Origin of the sequence: Nonomuraea sp. NPDC047529, from assembly GCF_040642995.1 — a bacterium.
GTDB lineage: Bacteria > Actinomycetota > Actinomycetes > Streptosporangiales > Streptosporangiaceae > Nonomuraea.
Genome location: NZ_JBEYTJ010000006.1, coordinates 249,142 through 269,792, shown reverse-complemented (window position 1 = coordinate 269,792; position 20,651 = coordinate 249,142). Strand labels below are relative to the sequence as shown.

The 20,651-nt window shown below is 73.5% G+C and carries 20 protein-coding genes; 13 read left to right on the top strand and 7 right to left on the bottom strand.

The features are described from left to right. Position 1 precedes the first annotated feature (1 nt). Positions 2-1,456: an MFS transporter gene (locus ABZ815_RS12870; protein ID WP_357697128.1), complete on the top strand. Its 1,455-nt coding sequence runs from the start codon at positions 2-4 to the stop codon at positions 1,454-1,456. 57 nt (positions 1,457-1,513) lie between these two features. Here ABZ815_RS12870 and ABZ815_RS12865 read toward each other — a convergent pair whose 3' ends face one another. Next, the gene (locus ABZ815_RS12865; protein WP_357697126.1) at positions 1,514-2,539 is read right to left on the bottom strand and encodes a hypothetical protein; all 1,026 of its coding nucleotides are present in this window, start codon (positions 2,537-2,539) and stop codon (positions 1,514-1,516) included. Between the two features lie 218 nt (positions 2,540-2,757). On the opposite strand from ABZ815_RS12865, the gene ABZ815_RS12860 reads away from it, so the two are divergent. After that, on the top strand, positions 2,758-3,708 hold the full coding sequence (locus ABZ815_RS12860; RefSeq protein ID WP_357697124.1) for a sulfotransferase: 951 nt from the start codon (positions 2,758-2,760) through the stop codon (positions 3,706-3,708). Positions 3,709-3,800: 92 nt separating this feature from the next. On the opposite strand, the gene ABZ815_RS12855 is transcribed toward ABZ815_RS12860, so the two are convergent. Then, positions 3,801-4,706, bottom strand: a complete 906-nt coding sequence (locus tag ABZ815_RS12855) for a hypothetical protein (protein WP_357697122.1) — start codon at positions 4,704-4,706, stop codon at positions 3,801-3,803. Positions 4,707-4,915: 209 nt separating this feature from the next. Here ABZ815_RS12855 and ABZ815_RS12850 point away from each other — a divergent pair, with 209 nt between their 5' ends. From ABZ815_RS12850 to ABZ815_RS12830, 5 genes are all read left to right on the top strand, one after another. Beyond that, positions 4,916-5,392, top strand: a complete 477-nt coding sequence (locus tag ABZ815_RS12850) for an NUDIX domain-containing protein (RefSeq protein ID WP_357697120.1) — start codon at positions 4,916-4,918, stop codon at positions 5,390-5,392. A gap of 103 nt (positions 5,393-5,495) precedes the next feature. Continuing rightward, positions 5,496-6,317 (top strand): SDR family NAD(P)-dependent oxidoreductase, encoded by an 822-nt coding sequence (locus ABZ815_RS12845; RefSeq protein WP_357697118.1) that lies wholly within the window; start codon positions 5,496-5,498, stop codon positions 6,315-6,317. Positions 6,318-6,420: 103 nt separating this feature from the next. Further along, positions 6,421-7,572 (top strand): ATP-binding protein, encoded by a 1,152-nt coding sequence (locus ABZ815_RS12840; protein WP_357697117.1) that lies wholly within the window; start codon positions 6,421-6,423, stop codon positions 7,570-7,572. Continuing rightward, positions 7,569-8,225 carry a response regulator transcription factor gene (locus ABZ815_RS12835; RefSeq protein WP_357697115.1) on the top strand — a complete coding sequence of 219 codons (657 nt, stop codon included), beginning with the start codon at positions 7,569-7,571 and terminating at the stop codon, positions 8,223-8,225. Before ABZ815_RS12840 ends, ABZ815_RS12835 begins: the two co-directional genes overlap by 4 nt. Before the next feature lie 136 nt (positions 8,226-8,361). Continuing rightward, a complete protein-coding gene (locus tag ABZ815_RS12830; protein WP_357697113.1) occupies positions 8,362-9,150 on the top strand; it encodes an alpha/beta hydrolase in 789 nt (262 codons plus the stop codon). Positions 9,151-9,215: 65 nt separating this feature from the next. On the opposite strand, the gene ABZ815_RS12825 is transcribed toward ABZ815_RS12830, so the two are convergent. After that, entirely contained in the window at positions 9,216-10,268 is a 1,053-nt protein-coding gene (locus ABZ815_RS12825) for a Glu/Leu/Phe/Val dehydrogenase dimerization domain-containing protein (RefSeq protein WP_357697111.1), read from the bottom strand. 117 nt (positions 10,269-10,385) lie between these two features. After that, on the bottom strand, positions 10,386-12,245 hold the full coding sequence (locus ABZ815_RS12820) for a trypsin-like peptidase domain-containing protein (protein ID WP_357697109.1): 1,860 nt from the start codon (positions 12,243-12,245) through the stop codon (positions 10,386-10,388). A gap of 319 nt (positions 12,246-12,564) precedes the next feature. On the opposite strand from ABZ815_RS12820, the gene ABZ815_RS12815 reads away from it, so the two are divergent. Then, positions 12,565-13,539: an NAD(P)-dependent alcohol dehydrogenase gene (locus tag ABZ815_RS12815; RefSeq protein ID WP_357697107.1), complete on the top strand. Its 975-nt coding sequence runs from the start codon at positions 12,565-12,567 to the stop codon at positions 13,537-13,539. A gap of 1 nt (position 13,540) precedes the next feature. Here the strand turns inward: ABZ815_RS12815 and ABZ815_RS12810 are convergent, their stop codons facing one another. Further along, positions 13,541-14,269 (bottom strand): ThuA domain-containing protein, encoded by a 729-nt coding sequence (locus ABZ815_RS12810; protein ID WP_357697105.1) that lies wholly within the window; start codon positions 14,267-14,269, stop codon positions 13,541-13,543. 167 nt (positions 14,270-14,436) lie between these two features. Between ABZ815_RS12810 and ABZ815_RS12805 the strand changes: the two genes are divergently transcribed. Further along, positions 14,437-15,525, top strand: coding sequence for a hypothetical protein (locus ABZ815_RS12805; RefSeq protein ID WP_357697103.1), 1,089 nt, complete (start codon positions 14,437-14,439; stop codon positions 15,523-15,525). On the opposite strand, the gene ABZ815_RS12800 is transcribed toward ABZ815_RS12805, so the two are convergent. Continuing rightward, positions 15,465-16,070 carry a helix-turn-helix domain-containing protein gene (locus ABZ815_RS12800; protein WP_357697101.1) on the bottom strand — a complete coding sequence of 202 codons (606 nt, stop codon included), beginning with the start codon at positions 16,068-16,070 and terminating at the stop codon, positions 15,465-15,467. The genes ABZ815_RS12805 and ABZ815_RS12800 overlap by 61 nt on opposite strands. A 187-nt stretch (positions 16,071-16,257) precedes the next feature. Here ABZ815_RS12800 and manA point away from each other — a divergent pair, with 187 nt between their 5' ends. Further along, the gene (gene manA / locus ABZ815_RS12795; protein WP_357697099.1) at positions 16,258-17,427 is read left to right on the top strand and encodes a mannose-6-phosphate isomerase, class I; all 1,170 of its coding nucleotides are present in this window, start codon (positions 16,258-16,260) and stop codon (positions 17,425-17,427) included. A 59-nt stretch (positions 17,428-17,486) separates the two neighbouring features. Further along, on the top strand, positions 17,487-18,110 hold the full coding sequence (locus ABZ815_RS12790) for a flavin reductase family protein (protein ID WP_357697097.1): 624 nt from the start codon (positions 17,487-17,489) through the stop codon (positions 18,108-18,110). 14 nt (positions 18,111-18,124) lie between these two features. Here the strand turns inward: ABZ815_RS12790 and ABZ815_RS12785 are convergent, their stop codons facing one another. Then, on the bottom strand, positions 18,125-18,811 hold the full coding sequence (locus ABZ815_RS12785; RefSeq protein ID WP_357697095.1) for a hypothetical protein: 687 nt from the start codon (positions 18,809-18,811) through the stop codon (positions 18,125-18,127). Between the two features lie 266 nt (positions 18,812-19,077). Between ABZ815_RS12785 and ABZ815_RS12780 the strand changes: the two genes are divergently transcribed. Continuing rightward, positions 19,078-19,569, top strand: a complete 492-nt coding sequence (locus ABZ815_RS12780; protein WP_357697092.1) for a GNAT family N-acetyltransferase — start codon at positions 19,078-19,080, stop codon at positions 19,567-19,569. Positions 19,570-19,743: 174 nt separating this feature from the next. Continuing rightward, entirely contained in the window at positions 19,744-20,640 is an 897-nt protein-coding gene (locus tag ABZ815_RS12775; protein WP_357697090.1) for an alpha/beta hydrolase, read from the top strand. Positions 20,641-20,651: the final 11 nt, after the last annotated feature.

The window sequence follows — 20,651 nt, the reverse complement described above, 5'->3', positions numbered from 1 at the left end:
CGTGGGGGGCTCCACATCCACCGCCCGCCCCGGCGGCATCGTCAGCGTGATGGCGGTGGCCGGCATCGTCGCCTCGCTCATGCAGACCCTGGTCGTGCCGCTGGTCGGCGAGCTGCCGCGGCTGCTGCACAGCACCGCCTCCGACGCCTCCTGGGTGATCACCGCCACCCTGCTGGCCGGCGCCGTCACCACGCCGGTCACCGGACGCCTCGGCGACCTGTACGGCAAGCGCCGCATGATGCTCGTCTGCACGGCGCCGCTGATCGCGGGGTCGGTGATCTGCTCGCTGGCCGGGTCGCTCACGCCGATGATCGTCGGCCGCGGGTTACAGGGCATGGGCATGGGCCTGATCCCGCTCGGCATCAGCGCGCTGCGCGACCTGCTGCCGCCCGACCGGCTCGGCCCCTCGATCGCGTTGATGAGCTCGTCCATGGGCATCGGCGGGGCGCTGGGCCTGCCGGTCTCGGCCGCGGTCGCCGAGTACGCGAGCTGGCGGGTGCTGTTCTGGGGCTCGGCCGTGCTGAGCGTGCTGATCGCCGTGCTGATCCGGCTGCTGGTCCCGCCCACTCCCCCGCTGCCCCGCGAGGGCGCGGCCGGGCGGCTCGACGTGCCGGGCGCGCTCGGCCTGGGCGCGGGGCTGGTGTGCCTGCTGCTGGGGGTGTCCAAGGGCGCCGACTGGGGCTGGGCCGGTGGCACCACGCTCGGGCTGCTCGGCGCGGCCGTGCTGGTCCTGCTGGTGTGGGGCCGGTGGGAGCTGCGGGTCCGGGAACCGCTGGTGGACCTGCGGGTGACCGCCCGGCGTCAGGTGCTGCTGACCAACCTGGCCTCGATCGTGGTCGGCTTCTCGATGTACGCCCAGGCGCTGATCGTCATGCAGATCCTCCAGCTCCCGGCGGCCACCGGCTACGGGCTGGGCCAGTCGATGCTGGCCGCCGGGCTGTGGATGGCCCCCTCCGGCCTGATGATGATGGCGGTCTCGCCGCTCGGCGCGCGGCTGTCGGCCGCCCGCGGCCCCAAGGTCACCCTGATCACCGGAAGCCTGGTCATGGCGCTCGGGTACGGCTCCTCGATGGCCCTGCTGGGCTCGGCCTGGGGCATGCTGGTCGTCACCTGCGTGTGCAGCCTCGGCGTCGGCCTGGCCTACGGGGCGATGCCCGCCCTGATCATGGGCGCGGTGCCCCGGTCGGAAACCGCCGCGGCCAACAGCTTCAACACGCTGATGCGCTCGATCGGGACGACGGTCTCGGCCGCGGTCGTCGGCGTGATCCTGTCACAGATGACGATCCGGCTGGGCGCGCACACGCTGCCGTCGGAGGCCGGGTTCCGCGTCGGGATGCTGGTCGGCTGCGGGGCGGCGCTGGCCGCGGCGGCCGTCACCATGGCACTGCCCGCCCGTCCCGGCGACCACGCGGCCGGGGACGAGGCCGCCGCACCCGTCTCGCCCGCCCGCCGCTGACGGCGGGACGGGCCGGTCGCCGCGGCCGGCTGTCGGGGCCGCGGCGGTTCGGACGGCTCAGCCGGTGAGGTCGCTCTTGTAGAAGACGGTCGCCCGGAACTCGTCGGGACTGCCGCTGATCTTGCTGGAGAAGCCGAACGCCAGACGCGGCCCGTCCGACGATCGCCAGATCGCCATTCCCTGAGGCTCACGACCGGGCAGGGACTCGCCCGCCCTCGTCCGGTAGACCTCCTCCACCGAAGCCCCTGCCTTGTTCATGTCGAGACGGACCAGATAGGAGGGCTTGGCAGGGTCCGAGGGCTTGGCGGGCGGGCCGCCGTAGGAGAGGTACACGTACTGGCCGTACGAGGTCACGCCCTGGAAGTGGTCGGATTCGGAGAGGCCGAGCTCGGCGTTGGTCGGGAGAGCGCGCTTGGCGAGGGCCGGAGTGGTGTCGCCGATGCCCTTGCCGATGACGGCGGGAAGGTCGAACAGCGCCAGGCGCCACGGGCTCGTCGTCCCCATGTACCGAACGAGCAACCGGTTGGTGTAGGGATCGATCGAGGGCCTCGGACAGTCCCGGAAGTCGGAGAGGCCGATCGGGAAGTTCCGAACCCCCGCGTCCTTGTAGCCGAGCGCGCCCCCGTCCCTGTACTTGACGCGGCAGATCGTGTGGCTGTTCGGGGCCGTGCCGGCGGACAGGCTCCTCCAGTCGCCCGCGAGCCAGATGTAGGGGGATTCGGCGGTGTCCGGCTGGATCGCCATCGACGAGCCGTGATCGAACCCGTGCAGCGCCATGGCGCCCAGCACCTTGCCGTGCAGGTCGGTCCTGGTCACCCAGAGGTCGCCGTTCGTGCTGCCGACCTTGGTCTGCACGAAGTAGATGTGCCCGTGGACGTGGTCGAAGGCGAAGGACTGCATCGCCCAGTAGGGCTGGTGGAGTGTGGCCCGTACGACGGGGTCGCCGCCGGCCCCCTCGAAGACGAAACGCTGCGACGCCGGGACGGTCGCGTACGCCGGTTCGGCCGCGAAGAGCGCCAGGCCGCCGCCCGCGGCGGCGGCCGCCATCCCCGCCCCGGTCCGGAGGAGCGCGCGACGGCTCACGGCAGATGTTCCGCTGATGTGGGGATTTTCACGCAAGTGCATCACCCTGCTGATCGTTCGGCCGTTGTGGTGGATCATGATCAACCTAGCGGTCGGGCCGAGGGCGTCGAAGACAGAGACGGCAATCGGACGAGCGGAGCGGCTCCGACCTCTTGAATTTCCGACACTGTTGGTAGGAAAGTTAGGCAATAGCGGTTCTCGTCACTGGGAGGAAAACGGTGCCCTTGCCTGATTTCCTGATCGCGGGAGTGCCCAAAGCGGGGACGACGGCGCTGCACACCGCGCTGCACCCGCACCCCGACCTGTTCCTGTCGCCCATCAAGGAGCCGAAGTTCTTCCTCACCGACGGGCCACCGCCCGGCCGGGGCGGACCGGGCGACGCCGAGACCTACCGGGAACACGTCTGGCGGCGCGCGGACTACGAAGCGCTGTTCGCCGCCGCTCCCCCCGGCACGCTCGCCGGCGAGTCCACCCCCTTCTACCTGTACGACCTGGACGCCCAGCGGCGCATCCGCGAGACGATCCCGCACGTCCGGCTCATCGTGAGCCTGCGCGACCCGGTCGAGCGCGCCCACTCCAACTGGACCCACCTGTGGTCGGCCGGCCTGGAGCCGATCGGCGACCTGGTCCGCGCCTGCGAGGCCGAGCCGGACCGGGTCGCGGCCGGATGGGCGCACTTCTGGCACTACACCGGCCTCGGCCGGTACGGCGGGCAGCTCGCCCACCTGTTCACCCTGTTCCCGCGCGACCAGGTGCTGATCTTCCGCTACCGGGACATCGTGGACCGGCCGGCCGAGACCCTGGACCGCATCTGCGGCTTCCTCGGCGTACGGCAGGGCCTGCTCGACGGCGTCCCCAGGGAGAACGTGACCGCTCACCCGGCCCCCGGCGCGCGGCACGCGCTGCTGTCCATCCTGCGCCGCACCCTGCCCGCGCCCCTGTCCGGGCCGCTGGAGCGGCTGCTCCAGCGCAGCGGCCGAGCCCGCCGGCCGCTGGAGTGGGAGCAGCGGCAGCGGCTGATCCGCTACTTCGCCGCGGACGTCGAGCTGCTCCAGCAGGTCACCGGCGAGGACTTCAGCGACTGGCTGCGGCCCCGGGAACGTTCGGGCGGCCTGGTCGGCAGCCGGCCACCCGGCCAGCGCCAGGCCAGAAACGGCCGCGCCCACTGACCGGGTGCCGGGGGCCGGGGCCAGAGGGTCGGGGTCGGCGGACTCCGGCCCGGCCCCGCCCGACGCCGGGGTCGGGGCCGGGCGGGTCGCGGTCAGGGGGCCGGGCGTAGTTCCGTGCGCAGGTCGTGGGCGCCGTCGGCGCGGGTGTACTCGTAGTAGAGGCGCAGGCGGCCGTCGGGCAGGTCGACGAAGTGGAGGTAGCGCAGGCCCCCGCCGTGGTGCGGCGACATCGCGGCGGGCCGGTCGCCCAGGGCGGTCAGCGCGTCGGGGTCGGCGCCCACGGCGACGCCGGTGCGCTCCTCGTAGTTCTCCTCGGCGCTGGCCCGGCCGTCGTAGAAGGCCACGACCCGGGCGCCGTCGAAGCGCACCGCGCTGATCCGGACGCCGCGCGCGTCCCACAGGCCGGGGCGGCCGGTCAGGGCGGTGCCGTGCCAGGTCCAGTCCAGGCCGTCGGCGCTGGTGGCGTAGTCGGTCACCATCTGGTCGGCCTCGTCGGGGTCGGCCAGCGGGTGGCAGGAGGCCCACAGGTGCCACACGTCGCCGCGCCGCACGATCACGGTGTCCTTGACCCCGGTCTTGGGGTCGCCGGGCAGCACGGTCGTCCGGGTGCGCGGGTCGAACGCGGCGGGGTCGTCGGCCTCCACGACCTCCACCCGCCAGTGCTTGGTGCCCGGCGTGGCACAGCTCAGGTACAGCCGCCAGCGTCCCTCGGGGGTGCGGACCAGGGCGGGCCGTTCCAGTGACTCGGCGTGCATCTCCTCGCGGGTGATCGTCGTCAGCGGCTCGAAACGCTCGCCGTCGGCGGAGCGGGCGACCACGACCGCGTACCCGCGGCCCTCGCCGACCGGGCGGCGCAGGCGGTAGGCGAGGTAGATCAGGCCGTCGGCGGCGACGGCGCTCGGCGCCCCCGCCCAATGGCCGTGCGCCGGGACCGGCGGCTCGACCGCCACGACGGCGCGGCCGGGATCGGGCAGCAGGGCGTTCTCGTCGATCGGCATGGAACCGAGGCTAGGCCAGGACGTGGAGCCGGACATGGCTGCTTACCTCTCCTTGGGATTATCCTTATTACCTATAGACTTTATGGGGTTATGGCGTCCCGCCGCATGCCCGGCACGCCGGAAGGCCCCGGCTTCTCAGCCCTCCCGCCCGCCACCGGGGTCTCCTCGGGGGCCGGGCTCGGGTGATCAATGACGAATATGCTGGGCGGATGCCAACCCCTGAGTTCGTCCTCGCGTTGCGCGAGAAGATCGGCACCGAGCCGCTGTGGTTGTCCGGGGTGACCGCGGTCGTGCTGCGCGAGGACCAGGTGCTGCTGGTCCGCCGTGCCGACACCGGCGCCTGGACCCCGGTCACCGGCATCATCGACCCGGGCGAGCAACCGGCCGACGCCGCGTTGCGCGAGGTCGCCGAGGAGACCGGCGTACGGGCCGTCGCGGAACGGCTGGCCCTGGTGGACGTCACGCGCGAGGTCACCTACCCCAACGGCGACCGGGCCCGCTACCTCGACCTGGTGTTCCGCTGCGCCTGGCGGTCGGGCGACCCGTACCCGGCGGACGGCGAGAACAGCGAGGCCCGCTGGTTCCCGTTGCGAGCCCTGCCGGACCTGACCGCCGAGATGCGCGCCCGCCTCGACGCCGCCCTCACCGACGACCCGGCCGCCCGCTTCCGCACCACCGGCCCATGACCCCGCGCCGGACGGATCCCTTCGGCGACGCTCCGGGCGGTGGCGTGGCGGGGGCGCCGTCGAGCGATCTATGGTGGTGGGCGGATGCGGAAGGATCGGGCCCATGGCGGGAAAGACCATCATCCTGACCGGCGCGAGCGACGGCATCGGCCGCGCCGCGGCACGCGCCCTGCGGGAGCGGGGCGACGAGGTCGTCGTCGTCGGCCGCTCGGCAGGCAAGACCGAGGCGCTGGCCAAGGAGCTGGAGGCCGACCACCACGTGGCCGACTTCGCGCGCCTGTCGCAGGTACGCGCCCTGGCGGCCACCCTGCTCGACCGCCATCCGGCCATCGACGTGCTGGTCAACAACGCCGGGGCCATCATGGGCTCGCGCACCACGACGCCCGACGGCCACGAGGCGACCTTCCAGGTCAACCATCTGGCGCCGTTCCTGCTGACCACGTCGCTGCTGCCCCGGTTGCTGGCCTCCGGCGGCACGGTCATCACGACCTCCAGCCTGGTCAACACCCGTGCCCGCCTCGACCTCGACGACCTCGACGCCGTCCGCCGCTACTCGGGCAGCCGGGCCTACGCCAACTCCAAGCTGGCCAACATCCTGTTCACCCGGGAGCTGCAGCGCCGCCACGGCGCGGACGGCCTGGCCGCGGCCTCCTTCCACCCCGGCGTGGTGGCCACCAACTTCTCCGGCGGCGGCGACAGCACGGCGCGCCTGCTCTACCACACGCCTCTGAAGCGGCTCCTGCTCACGCCCGAGCAGGGCGCCGACACCCTGGTCTGGCTGGCCACCGCGCGGCCGGGCGCCGACTGGACCACCGGCGGTCACTACGAGAAGCGCCGCCCCTCGGCCGTCCACCGCCTGGCGGACGACGCCGACCTGGCACGCCGCCTCTGGGACCGCAGCCAGGCCCTCGTCGAGACCGCCTGACCACTCCTCGCTCCTCTTCGTCGGCGCCATGAGCTGAACTTCCTACCCCGTCATGCCGGTGTTAGGTCAGGCACGGCATCCTGGAGGCCCCGGAAGGAGAGAGATGCCGCCACGTCCCAGGTTGCCCGCCCGCACGGCACGGCTGCGCTTCACCGTTCTGTACGGCGGGCTGTTCCTGGCCTCCGGCGCGGCCCTGCTGGTCCTGGTCAACCTCGTCGGCCTGCCGATGTCGCGGACCGAGCCCGCGCCGGGTCCCTCCGACGGCGGGACGGCCCTCGACCAGGCCCAGGAGCACGTCGCCCTGCTCCAGGCCCAGCTCGCCGACGTGCACGCGACCCAGTCGCGGCAGCTGCTGGCCGGGTCGGTGCTCGCGCTGGCCGTCATGGCCGTGGTGTCGATCGTGCTCGGCCGGGTGGTGGCGGGCCGGGTGCTGCGGCCGCTGCGGACGATCACCGCCGCCACCCGCCGCATCTCCGCCGACAACCTGCACGAGCGCCTGGCCGTGCCGGGCCCGGCCGACGAGGTCAAGGATCTCGCCGACACCATCGACGGGCTGCTCGCCCGGCTGGAGGGCGCCTTCGCCGCGCAACGCCGGTTCGTCGCCGACGCCTCGCACGAACTGCGCACGCCGCTGGCCACGATGCGGGCCCGGCTGGACGTGGCCGTGGCCAAGCCGGAGCCCGTACCGGCGCAGACGTTGACGCTGGCCGACCGGCTGCGCACCGACCTCGACCAGGTCGACCGGCTCCTGGAGGGCCTGCTCGCGCTGGCCCGCGCCCAGCACGGCAGCCTGCCCGACGCCGCCGCGATCGCGCTCGGCGACCTGGTGGCGCGGACCCTCGACGCCCGCGCCGCCGACCTCGCGGCCCGGCGGCTCGTCGTGGACGACGAGGGCGTCCAGGACGGGGTCCGGACGGTGGGAAGCGTGGCACTGGTCACCCGCCTGGTGCACAACCTGATCGACAACGCGATCGTGCACAACCGGGACGGCGGCTGGATCAGGGTCGAGGCCGTGGCCGACGGCCGGTGGGCGCGGCTGGTCGTGGAGTCCGGCGGCGACCTGCTGGACCCGGCGCAGGTGGCCCGGCTGGGGCGGCCGTTCCAGCGGCTCGGCGCGGACCGTACCGGATCGGGGGAAGGCTCCGGGCTCGGCCTGTCGATCGTCGCGGCCGTCGCGCAGGCGCACGGCGGCGGCCTCGACCTGGCCGCCCGCCCCGAGGGCGGGCTGCGCGCCACCGTGCGGCTGCCGGCATGAGGGTGCTGGTGGTGGAGGACGCGCGGCCGCTGGCCGCCGTGCTCGCCGAGGGCCTGCGCGACCAGGGCATGGCCGTGGACGTCGCCCACGACGGGCTGGAGGCGGCGGCCAAGCTCGACCTCAACCCCTACGACGTGGTGCTGCTCGACCGCGACCTGCCGGGCATCCACGGCGACACGCTCTGCCAGATGCTGACCGACCAGGACGAACGTCCCATGGTCCTGATGCTGACCGCGGCCGGCTCGCCCGGCGACCGGGTGAGCGGCCTGACCCTGGGCGCCGACGACTATCTGGCCAAGCCCTTCCACTTCCCCGAGCTGGTTCTGCGGGTACGGGCGCTGGCACGCCGCCGTCCCGCCGCCCGGCCGCGTACGCTGCGGGCGGCCGGGATCGAGCTCGACCCGCTGCGGCACACCGTCACCCGGGACGGCCGCCCGCTGGAGCTGTCGGTCAAGGAGTTCGCCGTGCTGGCGGCGCTGCTGCGCGTCTCGCCCGGCTTCCTGAGCACCGAGTCCCTGCTCGAACAGGTCTGGGACGAGCACGCCGACCCGTTCACCAACACCGTGACCGTCACCGTCGGCCGTCTGCGCCGCAAACTGGGCGATCCACCGGTGATCGCCACCAGGCCGGGCGTCGGTTACCGGATCGGCTGACGGGGTCGTCCGGCGCGTCCCGGATGCTCCGGCTCGACGTCAGACCACGGGCTGATGCGCGGCGGCGTCCCGTCTGCGATCGTGAGGGCGTGAGATCGGCCGGCGATCGCCCTGTCAGGGGGCCGGAGGAGACGCCATGATCAGATTCGGCTACGCCGACACCCCGCTCGGCCAGATCCACCACGCCTCGTGCGGCACGGGCGACCCGGTGCTCCTGCTGCACCAGACCCCCCGCTCGTGGGACGAGTACCGCGAGGTGCTCCCCCTGCTCGGCCGCACCCGGCGGGCCGTCGCCATGGACACGCTCGGCTTCGGCAACTCCGCCCGCCCGCCCGAGCACTCGATCGAGACCTACGCCGACGGGGTGCTGGCCCTGATGGACGCCCTCGGCCTGCCACGAGCCGCCCTGGCCGGGCACCACACGGGCGGCGTCATCGCGGTCGAGACGGCGGCGCGCGCCCCCGAACGCGTCACTGCCCTGGTGTTGTCGTCCACGCCGATGATCGACCCCGAGGGGCGGCAGCGTCGTGCGGGCCGTCCCTCCATCGACGCCGTGCGCGAACAGGCCGACGGCTCCCATCTGGGCGAGCTGTGGAGCCGTCGGGCCCCCTACTATCCGTGGCCGCTGCTGACCCGGTTCGTGCGCGACGCGCTGACCGTGCTGCCGGAGGTGGAAAGCGGGCACGAGGCGGTGGCCGCGTACCGGATGGAGGACCGGGTGGGGCTGGTGCGCTGCCCCGTGCTGGTCGTGGGCGCCACCGACGACCCCTTCGCCTTTCCCGAGCTGGAACGGCTGGCCGCCGCCCTTCCGCACAGCACCAGGGCCGTGGTGAAGGGCGGCGTGATCCCGCTGGAGCACCAGGCAGCGGAGTTCGCGGCGCTCGTCCAGGAGTTTCTCGACGGCCAGGCCGCAGAGGCCGGCTGACGGGGGCTCGGGCCGGGCCGTCCGACGTCAGTGAGGGAGGTGGGCCAGGGGCGGGCCGTCCGACGTCAGTGAGGGAGGTGGGAGGGGGCCAGAGGCGGGCCGGGCGGGGTCTGCCAGGTCGCCAGGAAGTCCTCGGCCAGCGCGCACGCCCCGGCGTACGGGCCTTGCGGATGGTCCAGAGCGGTGGCGGTGAGCTCGGCGACGCGGCGCTCGACCAGGGCACGGGCGGCGTCCGCGTCGGCGACCGTCCCGGCCCGCTCGGCGAGGTAACCGATCGTGGCGCCCGCGCCGCAGACGAAGTCCGCCAGCGTCACCACGCCCCGCTCCCCCAGCGTCCGCAGCCCCTCCCCGGTGTAGGGCACGTTCGCGGCGGGCGCGACGAGGCCGGCCCGCACCGCCGCCGCCCGCCGCGCCGACAGGGCGCCCGTGCGCGCCCCGGGCACCAGCACGTCGGCGGCCACCTCGTACAACGCCTCCGGCGGCAGCACGGGCAGGCCGAGCCGGGTCACGCACGCGTCCCCGTGCCCGGCGCGCAGCTCCTCCAGGGCGTCGACGTCCAGCCCGGCCGGGTCGCGCACGCACCCGTGCAGCGTGGACAGGGCCACCAGGCGCGCACCGCGCCGCGCGGCCTCCCGCACCACGGCGCTGCCCACCTTGCCGAAGCCCTCCACCGCCACCGTCCGCCCGGCCAGCCCGCCGAGCGCCGTCTCGGCGGCGACGACCACGCCCAGCCCCGTCACGACGGTGTCCACCAGCTCGCCGCCGACCTGCCCGTGCATGATCGAGTCGGTCCGGTACCCGGGCAGCGGCGCGAAGTCCTGCGTCCGCGTGCCCAGGTCCGAGGAGGTGAGGAAGGCGCCCTTCTCCACCAGCGGCGCGATCTCCCGGCAGAAACGGGCCACGGTGCCCGCCCGGTCGCCGGACGAGGCCCGCAACACCGCCTTGGCCCCGCCGATCCGCTCGCCGAGCACGGCCAGCTTGTACGTCATCGCCCGCGCCAGCAGCCCCGCCTCCTCGCGGGTGACGTCCGGCGCCAGCCGGGTGCCGCCCGCGCTGACCTGGCAGTCCAGGTCGAAGGCGATGCAGCCGTCCACCGAGACGAGCTCCATGATCCTCATCCACGCTCCCCGCGTCCGTGCGAACCGGGCCCGCCGCCCGGACTCGACGCCGCCCGGCCGCCGGTCCGGCCGGGCCTACCGTCCAATCTCGACGCGGCCCGGCCGGCTGTCCATGGGTCAGGGAGCGTTGTAGCCCAAGGTGTACGAACCAGACCCGGAGTAGGAGTGCACCCGATAGCGGTAGTACCCGGCCGCGCCGGTGTAGGTGAGCGTCTCGTCGGCTCCCGCCCCGGTGCTCTGGGCGACCGTGGCCCATGACGACCCGTTCCAGCGCTGCAGGTACAGGTCGTAGTCGGCGCCGGACGGCCCGTCCAGGCACGCCTGGTGCGGGCCGGTGACGGTGGTCTGGAGATACCCGCCGTCAGGCTGGTACTGCTCCGCCCCGGAGGCCAGCGTCCCGGTCTTGGTGGTCTCGTAGCCCGAGCAGCCGCCGGCGGCGGCCACGGAGAGGGCGAAGGCGACCGTGTGGGTGGCGGCCGGGCCGGTCGCGCTCACCGTGATCACGTACATGCCTCCGGGCGTCTGCGCGGAGGTGGAGACCGTCATGACGGACGTGCCGCCCGACGGGACGGAGGGCGGCGCGAACGTCGCGGCGGCTCCCGCCGGCAGCCCGGAGGCCGCGAACTGCATCTGCTGGGGCCCGCCGCGCGTGACGGCGGTGCTGATGGTGCTCGTGGTCGACCCGCCCGGCGTGACGCCGCCGCTCGTGGGCGAGAGCGAGATCGCGAAGTCGTCGCCGCCGCCGTTCGGCGGGGTGTTGTCGATCATGCCGGAGATCTCGTTGTACACCTCGGTGATCCGCGTCCCCCAGTTGGGGCAGCCGCCGAGGTGGTGCAGCGCGATCACCTTGTGGCTGGAGGCGGCGATCACCGGGGAGCCGGAGCTGCCGCCCGAGGTGTCGCAGCGGTAGCCGGTGTTGACGCCCGACGACACCACGTCGATCTTGCAGGCCGCGCCGCCCTGCGTGTCCTCGTACAGGGACAGGCGTTTGGGCAGGGTGTCGCCGTGGCCGGGGATGTAGATGCGCTCGCCCGCCACGGGGGTGCGCGGATCGAGGTACAGGGTGCCGAACGCCTGGATCGCGGCGAAGTCGGCGACGCTGAAGAGCGTGTAGTCGAGCGCTTCGAGTGCGCTGGTCTTCAGGAACTGCCCGCCGCCGACCTTCGTCCCCGCGCCCGGGTTGTCGCCGCCGCAGGTCGCGCAGTCGTAGTCGAACTGGAACTCGCTGGCGCTCAGGTCGGCGGCGCTCTCCATGCAGTGGTTGTTGGTCAGCATGCGGTTGGTGTTGCCGACCCGCCACGCGGTGCAGTAGCCGAGGCCGTTGAGGAGCTGGCGGGCCACGGCGCGGCTGCGGGCGTACTCGGTGGGATTGCTGTCCTTGTAGCAGACGACGTCCCGGCGCGCGTCGGTGCCGCACACGCTGAACGTCCTGGGCGTCAGGGCCGCGGCCTCCTGGGTGGTGTAGCCGCGGAAGTACCGGTCGACGCGTACGCCGAAGCCCTGCCGGGCCAGCCGGACGGCGTTGCGCGGCCCGGAGGCGTGCAGGGTGACCACCGCCGTGTCGCCGTCCACGGAGAGCGCGGCGAAGCCGGGCACGCCGTGCAGCGTGTAGCCGGAGTTGGCGGGGTAGCGCCCGCGGGTGGGGTCGCCGTAGTAGGTGTGGATCTCGCGGCCGTCCGGCGCGGCGACGGTGACGTAGTCGCCCGGGACGAGGGTGAGCGCGGCGAAGTGCACCTTGACGTAGCGGGAGCCGGGCCGGGTGACGCGCGTGCTCCAGCTCCGTCCGGCGCCGCCGTAGAGCAGGGACAGGTCGGCGAGAACCTCCTCGCCGGCCGGGGAGACCCGGCTGTCGATCTGCGCCTTCAGGGGTACGGCGGCGGGGGCCTGAGCGAGGGCGGGGGCCGGGGTCGCCGGCGCGACGACGGCCAGTGCGGCGATCAACGCCGTGGCCGCCGCTCTCCATCGGGAAGGACTCATGCGGGGGACACCTCCACGTGAGGGGTGACCGAAGCAGGCCGCCGGTCGCCGGGTGCCGGGCCCGGTCCGGGCGTGTAGGCCGCGCCGGCGGGGGGCCGGCGATTCCGGCGAACAGGCGGCCCGCCGTGGTGGGGGGTGGCCAGAGGGTAACTCCGTCCCCCATCCGTACCGTTATCGGTAGCGATACCGATATTTCGCGTTATCGACCCAAATCACCGACACTTCGCTCCCCCATCGCGGCTATGTCCAAAATACTTGACACCATGTCGGCCTTCTTTTACGTTCGTCATGTCTACTTTCTTTGACATGGAGACCTGCCTTGAAGGCCATCACCCGGCACGTCTACGGCCCCCCGGCCCTCACCGACCTCGACCGTCCCGCCCCGGGCCCCGGCGAAGCGCTCCTGCGCGTGCACGCCGCCTGCCTCGACCACGGCGTCTGGCATCTCGGCGCCGGGCTGCCCTACCCCGTCCGCCTCGCCACCGGGCTGCGCCGCCCCCGTTCCCCCCTCCTCGGCCGCGACGTCGCCGGGTCCGTCGAGGCCGTCGGCCCAGGCGTCACCGGCCTCGCGGTCGGCGACGAGGTCTTCGGCGTCTGCGACGGCGCGCTGGCCGAGCACGCGGTCGCGCGCGAGGACCGCCTCGTCCGCAAACCGGCCGGTCTGTCGTTCGAGGCCGCCGCCGCCGTCCCGACCAGCGGCCTGACCGCGCTCCAGGCGCTGCGCGACCACGCCCGCGTCCGGCCGGGGCAGCGCGTCCTGGTCATCGGCGCGGGCGGCGGGGTGGGGACGTTCGCCGTCCAGCTCGCCAAGGCGTACGGCGCGCACGTCACCGGCGTCTGTGGCCCCGGCAAGGGCGACCTGGTCCGCTCACTCGGCGCGGACGAGGTCCTCGACTACACCCGCCAGGACCCGACCACCGGGCCCGGCCGCTACGACGTCGTCCTGGACACCGCGGGCAACCGTTCCCTGCCGGGCCTGCGGCGCGTGCTCACCCGCCGGGGCACCCTCGTGATCGTCGGCGGCGAGAACGCCTCCGGCCGCTGGCTGTACGGCACCGGCCGCCAGCTCAGAGCGACGGCGATGTCCCCGTTCGTCCGGCACACCCTGCGCGCCCCGATCGCCAGGACCGACCCACGGGACCTGCGCCACCTGGCCGGCCTCGCCGCGTCCGGCGAGCTCACCCCCGTCGTCGGCAGGGCCTTCCCGCTCGCCGGCTTCCCCGACGCGATGGACCACCTCCGGTCGGGGCACGTGACGGGCAAGATCATCATGGTCATGCCCGTCACGGAGTAGATCACCAGTCGCCGGCGGGCACGCGGGTGTTGCGCAGCGCTTCGCCCGCGCCCTCGGCGGGCGCCGCCCACACCACCGCGTTGGCCAGGATCCGCCGCACGCCCGGCTGGTGGAAGACCGGGTAGTTCTGGTCGCCGGGGCTGAAGTAGAAGACGCGGCCCTTGCCGCGCCGGTAGCAGCAGCCGCTGCGGAACACCTCGCCCCCGGAGAAGGAGCTGACGAACACCAGCTCGTCGGGCGCCGGGACGCCGAACGGCTCGCCGTAGGTCTCCTGCTCGGGGATGACCAGCGGCTGGGGCACGCCCGCGGCGATCGGATGGGCGGGCTCCACCGTCCAGACCAGCTCACGGTCGGCGGTGTCGCGCCAGTTGACCGTGCAGGTGGTGCCCATGAGGGCGCGGAAGACCTTGGAGTAGTGGCCCGAGTGCAGCACCAGCAGGCCCATCCCGGCCCAGACGCGCTCGCACACCCGCGCCACGACCTCGTCGCCGACCTCCTCGTGCGCCGCGTGCCCCCACCAGGTGAGCACGTCGGTGCCGGACAATGTCGCGGCGTCGAGGCCGTGCTCGGGGTCCTGCAGGGTCGCGGTGCGCACGCGCACCCGCTCCCCCAGGTGCTCGCGCAGGCCGTCGGCGACCGCGCCGTGCATGCCGCCGGGGTAGCGGCGGCGCACCTCCTCCTCCCGCTGCTCGTGTACGTTCTCGCCCCAGACGGTCACGTTGATGCTCACGCGCGATGCTCTCCCTCCGGACCTGCCGCACCTACTGTCCGGTCCTTACCCGCCAGGCACTCGGGTCACAGCCCCGCGCCGCCGACGGGCGAGGCCGGCGGACGGGCGGAAAATGTCTCGCGGAAGGGAGGAGCGTTTGGGTAGGTTCGCCAGTGACCATGGAAGTCATGCCACGCCCCGCGCAGGCCGCCCTCGTACCGGACGGCCGTCCTGTCGAGATCGCCTGCGACGAGTCCGGCGCGGAGGGCGAGAAGCTCGTCGGCGGCAACACCGACGTGTTCGCCCATGCCGGCGTCTCCCTCGACGCGGCCGCCGCGGCCGACTGCGTACGGGAGCTGCGGCTGCGGGCGCCCTCGCCGGTCACCGAGTACAAGGCCGAGCACGTGCTGCGCGAGAAGAACCGGGCCACCCTGGTCTGGCTGCTCGGCCCGTCGGGCCCGATCCTCGGCCATGCGCGCGTGCACCTGACCGACAAGGCGTACTTCGCCGTGAGCAAGGTGACCGACCTGCTGACCGGCCACCATTCCGTCCTCGGTGGCCTCGACCAGGACGAACGGTCGGCGGCCATGGCGGTCACCCTCTACCAGGAGGGCCGCCGCGCCTTCGGCCCCGCACGCTGGACGGCCTTCCTCGACGCCTTCAACCACCTGCTCAGAGCCAGGAACGGCCGGGGCCCAGAGGTCTCCGCCGACTCGGTCTTCGAGCTGGTCGCCGACCTGCGCACGACGCCCGGCCCGGCCGGCGAGATCATGGACGAGCTGTGGGCCGCCAGGCCGCTCGTGGACGCCTTCACCGCGCGCCTGCTCGACGACCCGCACCTCTTCCCCGCGCTCGACCCGCTGATCCCGGGCATCGCGCACGCGGTCGCCCACTGGGGCGCGGGCGGCCGGCCCGTCTCCGTCGTGCACGACCGGCAGACGACGCTGACCGAGGAGCGCATCGAACGGCTCCGGCTGCTGCTGGCCCGCCCGGACGCCCCCGGAGGCCCGCTGGTGCTGACGAGCCTGACGCTGGTCGCCTCCCACCTGGACCCCCGCGTCCAGGTGGCCGACATCGTGGCCGGGGTGGCGCGCAAGATCGCGTCCAAGGAGCTCAACGGCCGCGGCGACCCGGAGCTGACCGGCCTGCTGCGCCCGTACGTGGACGTGTCCTCGGTCTGGCCGGACGAGCGCAGCCGGGCCGCGCTGATCCCGGCTCAGCCGAGCCAGGCGCGGGCCTCGGCGGCGGCCTCCGGACCGAGCACCGGCTGGGAGTAGACCTCGACCAGCGTGCGCATCAGCAGGCGCTCGCCCTCCGGCGTGGACAGGTCGGCGTCCATGCCGCGGCAGACGTGCGGGTACAGGACCGTGACCGACAGCGCCATCGCGGCCATCACGGCCGCCCGCGCCCGCGGCGGCACGTCCGGCGGGTCGGCCCGGTCCCGGTCGGCCGCGGCCAGCCAGCGTTCCCCGATCCGGGTCATCTCGTCGAACAGCGGCGCCGCCCAGCCCTCGGTCAGGGCCCGCGCCAGGTAGGCGCGGTAGGGGCCGAGGGCGGCCACCGGGTTGAACCCGGCCGGCGGGCTGCCTGCGGCCTCGGCGTTGAGCCGGCGCACCGTCTTCATCAGGTGCTCGTCGCACGCCTCGCGCAGTGCCTGCTTGGAGCCGAAGTGGTGACGTACCAGGCCGAGCGAGACCCCCGCCGACTCGGCGATGTCGCGGATCGTGGCCCGCTCGAACCCGTGCTCGCCGATGTGCCGGATCGCGGCGTCGCGGATGCGGGCCCGCGCGGTGAGGTCCTCCGGGTCCTGGACGGTTGTCATCGCACCACCGATTCGTACAGCGAACTGTTCGCGAAAAAAGCATCCTATACCGGCGTACAGCACCGACCGGCCCGAACCACGCGAGCCCGGCCGCGCGGGACCGGCCGCGCGGGACCGGCCGCGGGCGGGCGGTGTCGTTCGGCCCCGGGCGCGCAAGGCCGGCCGTCGGCGACTACGCTCCTGCCCTGTGCCGACGTTCGAACTGCCCCTGCGCCTGGACACCACGATCCGCCCCTACGACTGGGGTTCCGTCACCGCCATGCCCGAGCTGTTCGGCACCGAGCCGACCGGCCGCCCGCAGGCCGAGCTCTGGATGGGCGCCCATCCCGCCGACCCGTCGATCGCCGGCGGGGTGCCCCTCGACCGGCTCATCGCGGGCGACCCCGTCGCCGCCCTCGGCTCCCCGGCCGTCGAGAGGTTCGGGCCCGCGCTGCCGTATTTGCTGAAGGTGCTCGCGGTCGCCCGGCCGCTGTCGCTCCAGGTCCACCCCACGATCGCGCAGGCCGAGGCCGGGTTCGCCGCCGAGGAGGCGCGCGGCGTCCCGATCGGCGACCCGGCCCGCACCTACAAGGACCGCTCGCACAAGCCCGAGATGGTCTGCGCGATCACACCCTTCCACGGGCTGTGCGGCTTCCGCTCCCCCGTCGTCACCGCCGGGCTGCTCGCCCGGCTCGGCCTGCCCGCCCTCCAGCCGTGGATCGACGTGCTCGCCGTCCGGCCCGCCGGCGAGGCCCTGCGCACGGTCTTCGCGCAGATGCTCGACGACGCCGCCGCGCCGCTGCGCGCCAAGGTCGAACGCGCCCTCGCCGGCGGCTCCGACCCCGAGCTGGCCCCGTACGCCGAGATCGCCGCGGCCTGCCCCGGCGACCCGGGAGTGGTGGCCGCCCTCCTGCTCAACCACGTCGACCTGCTGCCCGGCCAGGCCCTCTACCTCGGCGCCGGCGTGCCGCACGCCTACCTGGGCGGCGTCGGCGTGGAGATCATGGCCAGCTCCGACAACGTCCTGCGCTGCGGGCTGACCACCAAACACGTCGACGCGCCCGAGCTGATGCGCGTGGTCGACTTCACGCCCGCCGAGCCGCACCTGGTCGAGCCCGAGCGTCCCGCCCGCGGCGAGCGGCGCTACGTGCCTCCGGCCCCCGAGTTCGCCCTCACGCGGTACGACCTGACCGGGGCCGACGCCTTCGAGCTGCCCGCCGGGCCGCCCAGGATCGTGTTGTGCCTGGAGGGCGAGGCCCGGCTCGGCGAACTGACGCTGCGGCCGGGCGAGTCGGCGTTCGTCCCGGCCGTGGCGGGTACGGCCCTGTCGGGCAAGGGCGTGGCGTACGTGGCCGAGCCGGGCGCCTTTACGGTGTAGATCAGCACAACGGCGACATTTCGGCCGCCGGTTGAACGTCGCCTTCCTAGGCTCCCCCCATGAACACGGCAACCCTCGGCCACGTCGCCATCGAACCCAGCATCCTCTACTTCGGCACCCCGGTCGTGCTGCTGAGCACGGAGAACCCGGACGGCTCGACCAACCTGGCCCCGATGTCGTCGGCCTGGGCGCTCGGCCGCACCGTCGTGCTCGGCCTCGGCTCCGAGGGGCAGACCGCGCGCAACCTTGCCGACCGGCCCGACCTGGTGATCAACCTGCCGGCCCCGCACCTGTGGCCGCAGGTGGAACGCCTGGCGCCGCTCACCGGACGCGACCCGGTGCCCGCCACCAAGGCGGCCGGCTGCCGGTTCGAGCCCGACAAGTTCGGCGCGGCGGGCCTGCGTCCGGAGCCGTCGGAGACCGTACGTCCGCCGCGCGTGGCCGAGTGCCCCCTCCAGTTCGAGGCCGTGGCCGCGCAGATCCGGCCGAACGAGTCCGGCGACTTCGTCATCATCGAGGCCGTCGTGCGCAAGGTGCACGCCGACCCGCGCATCGTCGTCCCCGGCACCCAGCACGTGGACCCGTCCGCGTGGAGCCCGCTGCTGTACAACTTCCGCCACTACTTCGGCCTCGGCCCGGAGCTCGGCCACTCCTACCGCTCGCAGACGCCGCACCCGGCCTGACGACCCGCGCCGGATCAGCCGGCCGACGAGGCGCAACCGGCGTACGCCGACCGTACCGCCGCCTGAACGGGAGACTGGGCCGCCGACAGCGCCGACGGCTCCTCCAGCCCGCGCGGCGGCGGCGTGGGACGGTCGGCCGCCACGGTCAGCACGAGATGGCCGAACCGGCGCCACCACCCGTGCGTCACCCCGCGCCCGCCCGCCCGAACGGTCACCCTGCTCCATCCGTCGGAGGGCCGGCCGCAGCCGAGGGAGACCTCCAGCGCCCGGCTGTCGGCGCGGCGCAGCACCTTCGCCGCGCTCTCCTTGGCCGACCACAGCAGGCTGCCCAGCAGCGGATCGTTGCCGATGATCCGCTGCTCCTGGCGGGTGAACCGGTCGGCGACGAACCCCGGGCCGCGCGGCTCGACCACCTGCAGGTCGCAGCCGACGGTCCCGGGCTCCAGTCCGAGCAGGCACACCGCCCATCCGTCACGGCTGGTGAGCGAGATGCCCACCGGCAGCGGGCGGCCGTCCCGCCACGCCTCGGCCGCGCCGTCGGGACGCCGCCGCAGCTCCGGGTCGCCGGCGGGGCCGGGACAGACCAGGTGCAGCGCCTGACTGACGGTCCAGCGGGTGAGCGGGTGCTCGGCGGGCCGCCCGTCGCCCGCCCGGCCCTCTCCCGCCGGGAGTTGCCCCTCCCCGCGAGCCAGCCACCTCATCGAGCCTCCATTCCGCGCTCCAGCGCTAGGGATGACCTCCGGCCGCGGCACGGCGGCCGGGATCGCGTGATCGACCGACCCGGCCGCCACGCCCGGGCGGCCGTCTCGCGCAGCTTCCCCGCCCGCACCTCCTCGAACGCCTTGTACGGCGGCGGTCGCGCCCGGCGCCGCCCCGCGTGCGTGCTTCCCCGTACGTGCCCGCGCTCCGCCGCCGGACACCCGCGGGACCTCTCGACTAGTGTGATCTTGTGACCGGAATTTTCACAGTGTTCCCAGCCTCGCCGGGCGACGGTGAGACGCTGGGAGAGATCCACGCCGAATCCTGGAAGGCCGCCTACGCCGGTCTCTTCGCCACGGAGTTCTTCGACCAGGCCGTCAGCCACCGGCGCGGCAAATGGCACGACGTGCTCGCCGAGACGCCGGGCGGCCTGGTGCTCGCCGCGCTCGACGGACGCCGGCTGGCCTTCTCCTCCTTCGGGCCCTCGCCGTCCCGGGCGGGCGCGGCGGAGATCTTCGGCTTCTACGGCCATCCCGACGGCTGGGGCACCGGCGTGGCCGCCGCCCTCATGACCGACACCCTGCGCCGCATCCGCGACGAGGGCTTCACCCGGGTGCACCTGTGGACGCCGCGCGACACGCCACAGTCACGCCGTTTCTACGCCAAGAGCGGCTTCACCGAGTCGGGCGCCACCCGCGCGTACGACTACGGCGACGGCAACCCGGTCGAGCAGGTGGAGTACGAGCTGTCCTTCCCCTGACCCGCCGGCCCTCCTCCCACGCGCGCCGACTTGACAGAGTTCCCCGGCGTATTTCGCGGTGCACAGCCCGGCGCGGGCTCTTTCGTTGACCGTCCCCATGGCCCATGACAACCATTCTTGAGTATGGCCAAGCGGGCACGAGAAACGGTCGAGTGATCGCGTGAGAGGAATGGCATGAGCGCGAATGCTTTGTACGCCGGTCGAGACTGGAAACTCGACCACGACAAGCGAGTCAAGGTCAGCAACGCGGAACTTCGTTACACGGTCGTGGGCCGCGGCGAGCCGGTCCTGTGCATTCACTGCACCTCCATTTCGGACGGCCTCATCACGCCGCTCCTGAAGTACAACCCGGAGCTGCTGGACAAGTACCAGTTCATCAGCTATTACCGTGCCGGTTACAACGGCAGCACGCTGGAGAAGGACAGCCTCAGCATCGAGGAGGGCGCCGAGCACGCCAAGCAGCTCCTCGACCACCTCGGCATCGACAAGGCGCACGTCATGTCGTACTCCTTCGGCGGGGTGATCGGCTTCCAGTTCATGCTCTCCTACCCCGAGCGCACGCACTCGGCGGTGCTGCTGGAGCCGTACCTGCCGCGTGAGGGCGCCGAGGCCGAGAAGGCCAACAACGACGCCGTGATGACGGCCATCGAGCTGGTGCACAAGGGCGACAAGCTCACAGCCGCCTGCGACTTCATGGCCGCCGTCTGCGGCCCGAGCTACCTCGGCTCCGTCGACATGAGCTGCCCCCTCGACGTGTGGGAGCGGGTCGAGGAGTGCGCGGACGTCACGTTCAAGGTGGACTTCCCGGCGCTGGGCGGCTGGGGCTTCCGCATGTCCAAGGCCGACCAGCTCGTGCCGAACAAGCCGCAGATGCCGGTGCTGGCCGTGATGGGCCTGGACAGCGAGGCGGCCATGCCCGGTTTCCGCGAGGCGCAGCACTTCCTCATGAACTGGCTGCCCCAGGCCGAGCGCTGCGGCATCGTCGGCGCCACCCACGGCCTGCAGATCATGAACCCGAGAGCGGTCGGCGAAGGCGTCTCGGCCTTCCTCGCCAAGCACCCGATGCAGTAGCACCCGACGCA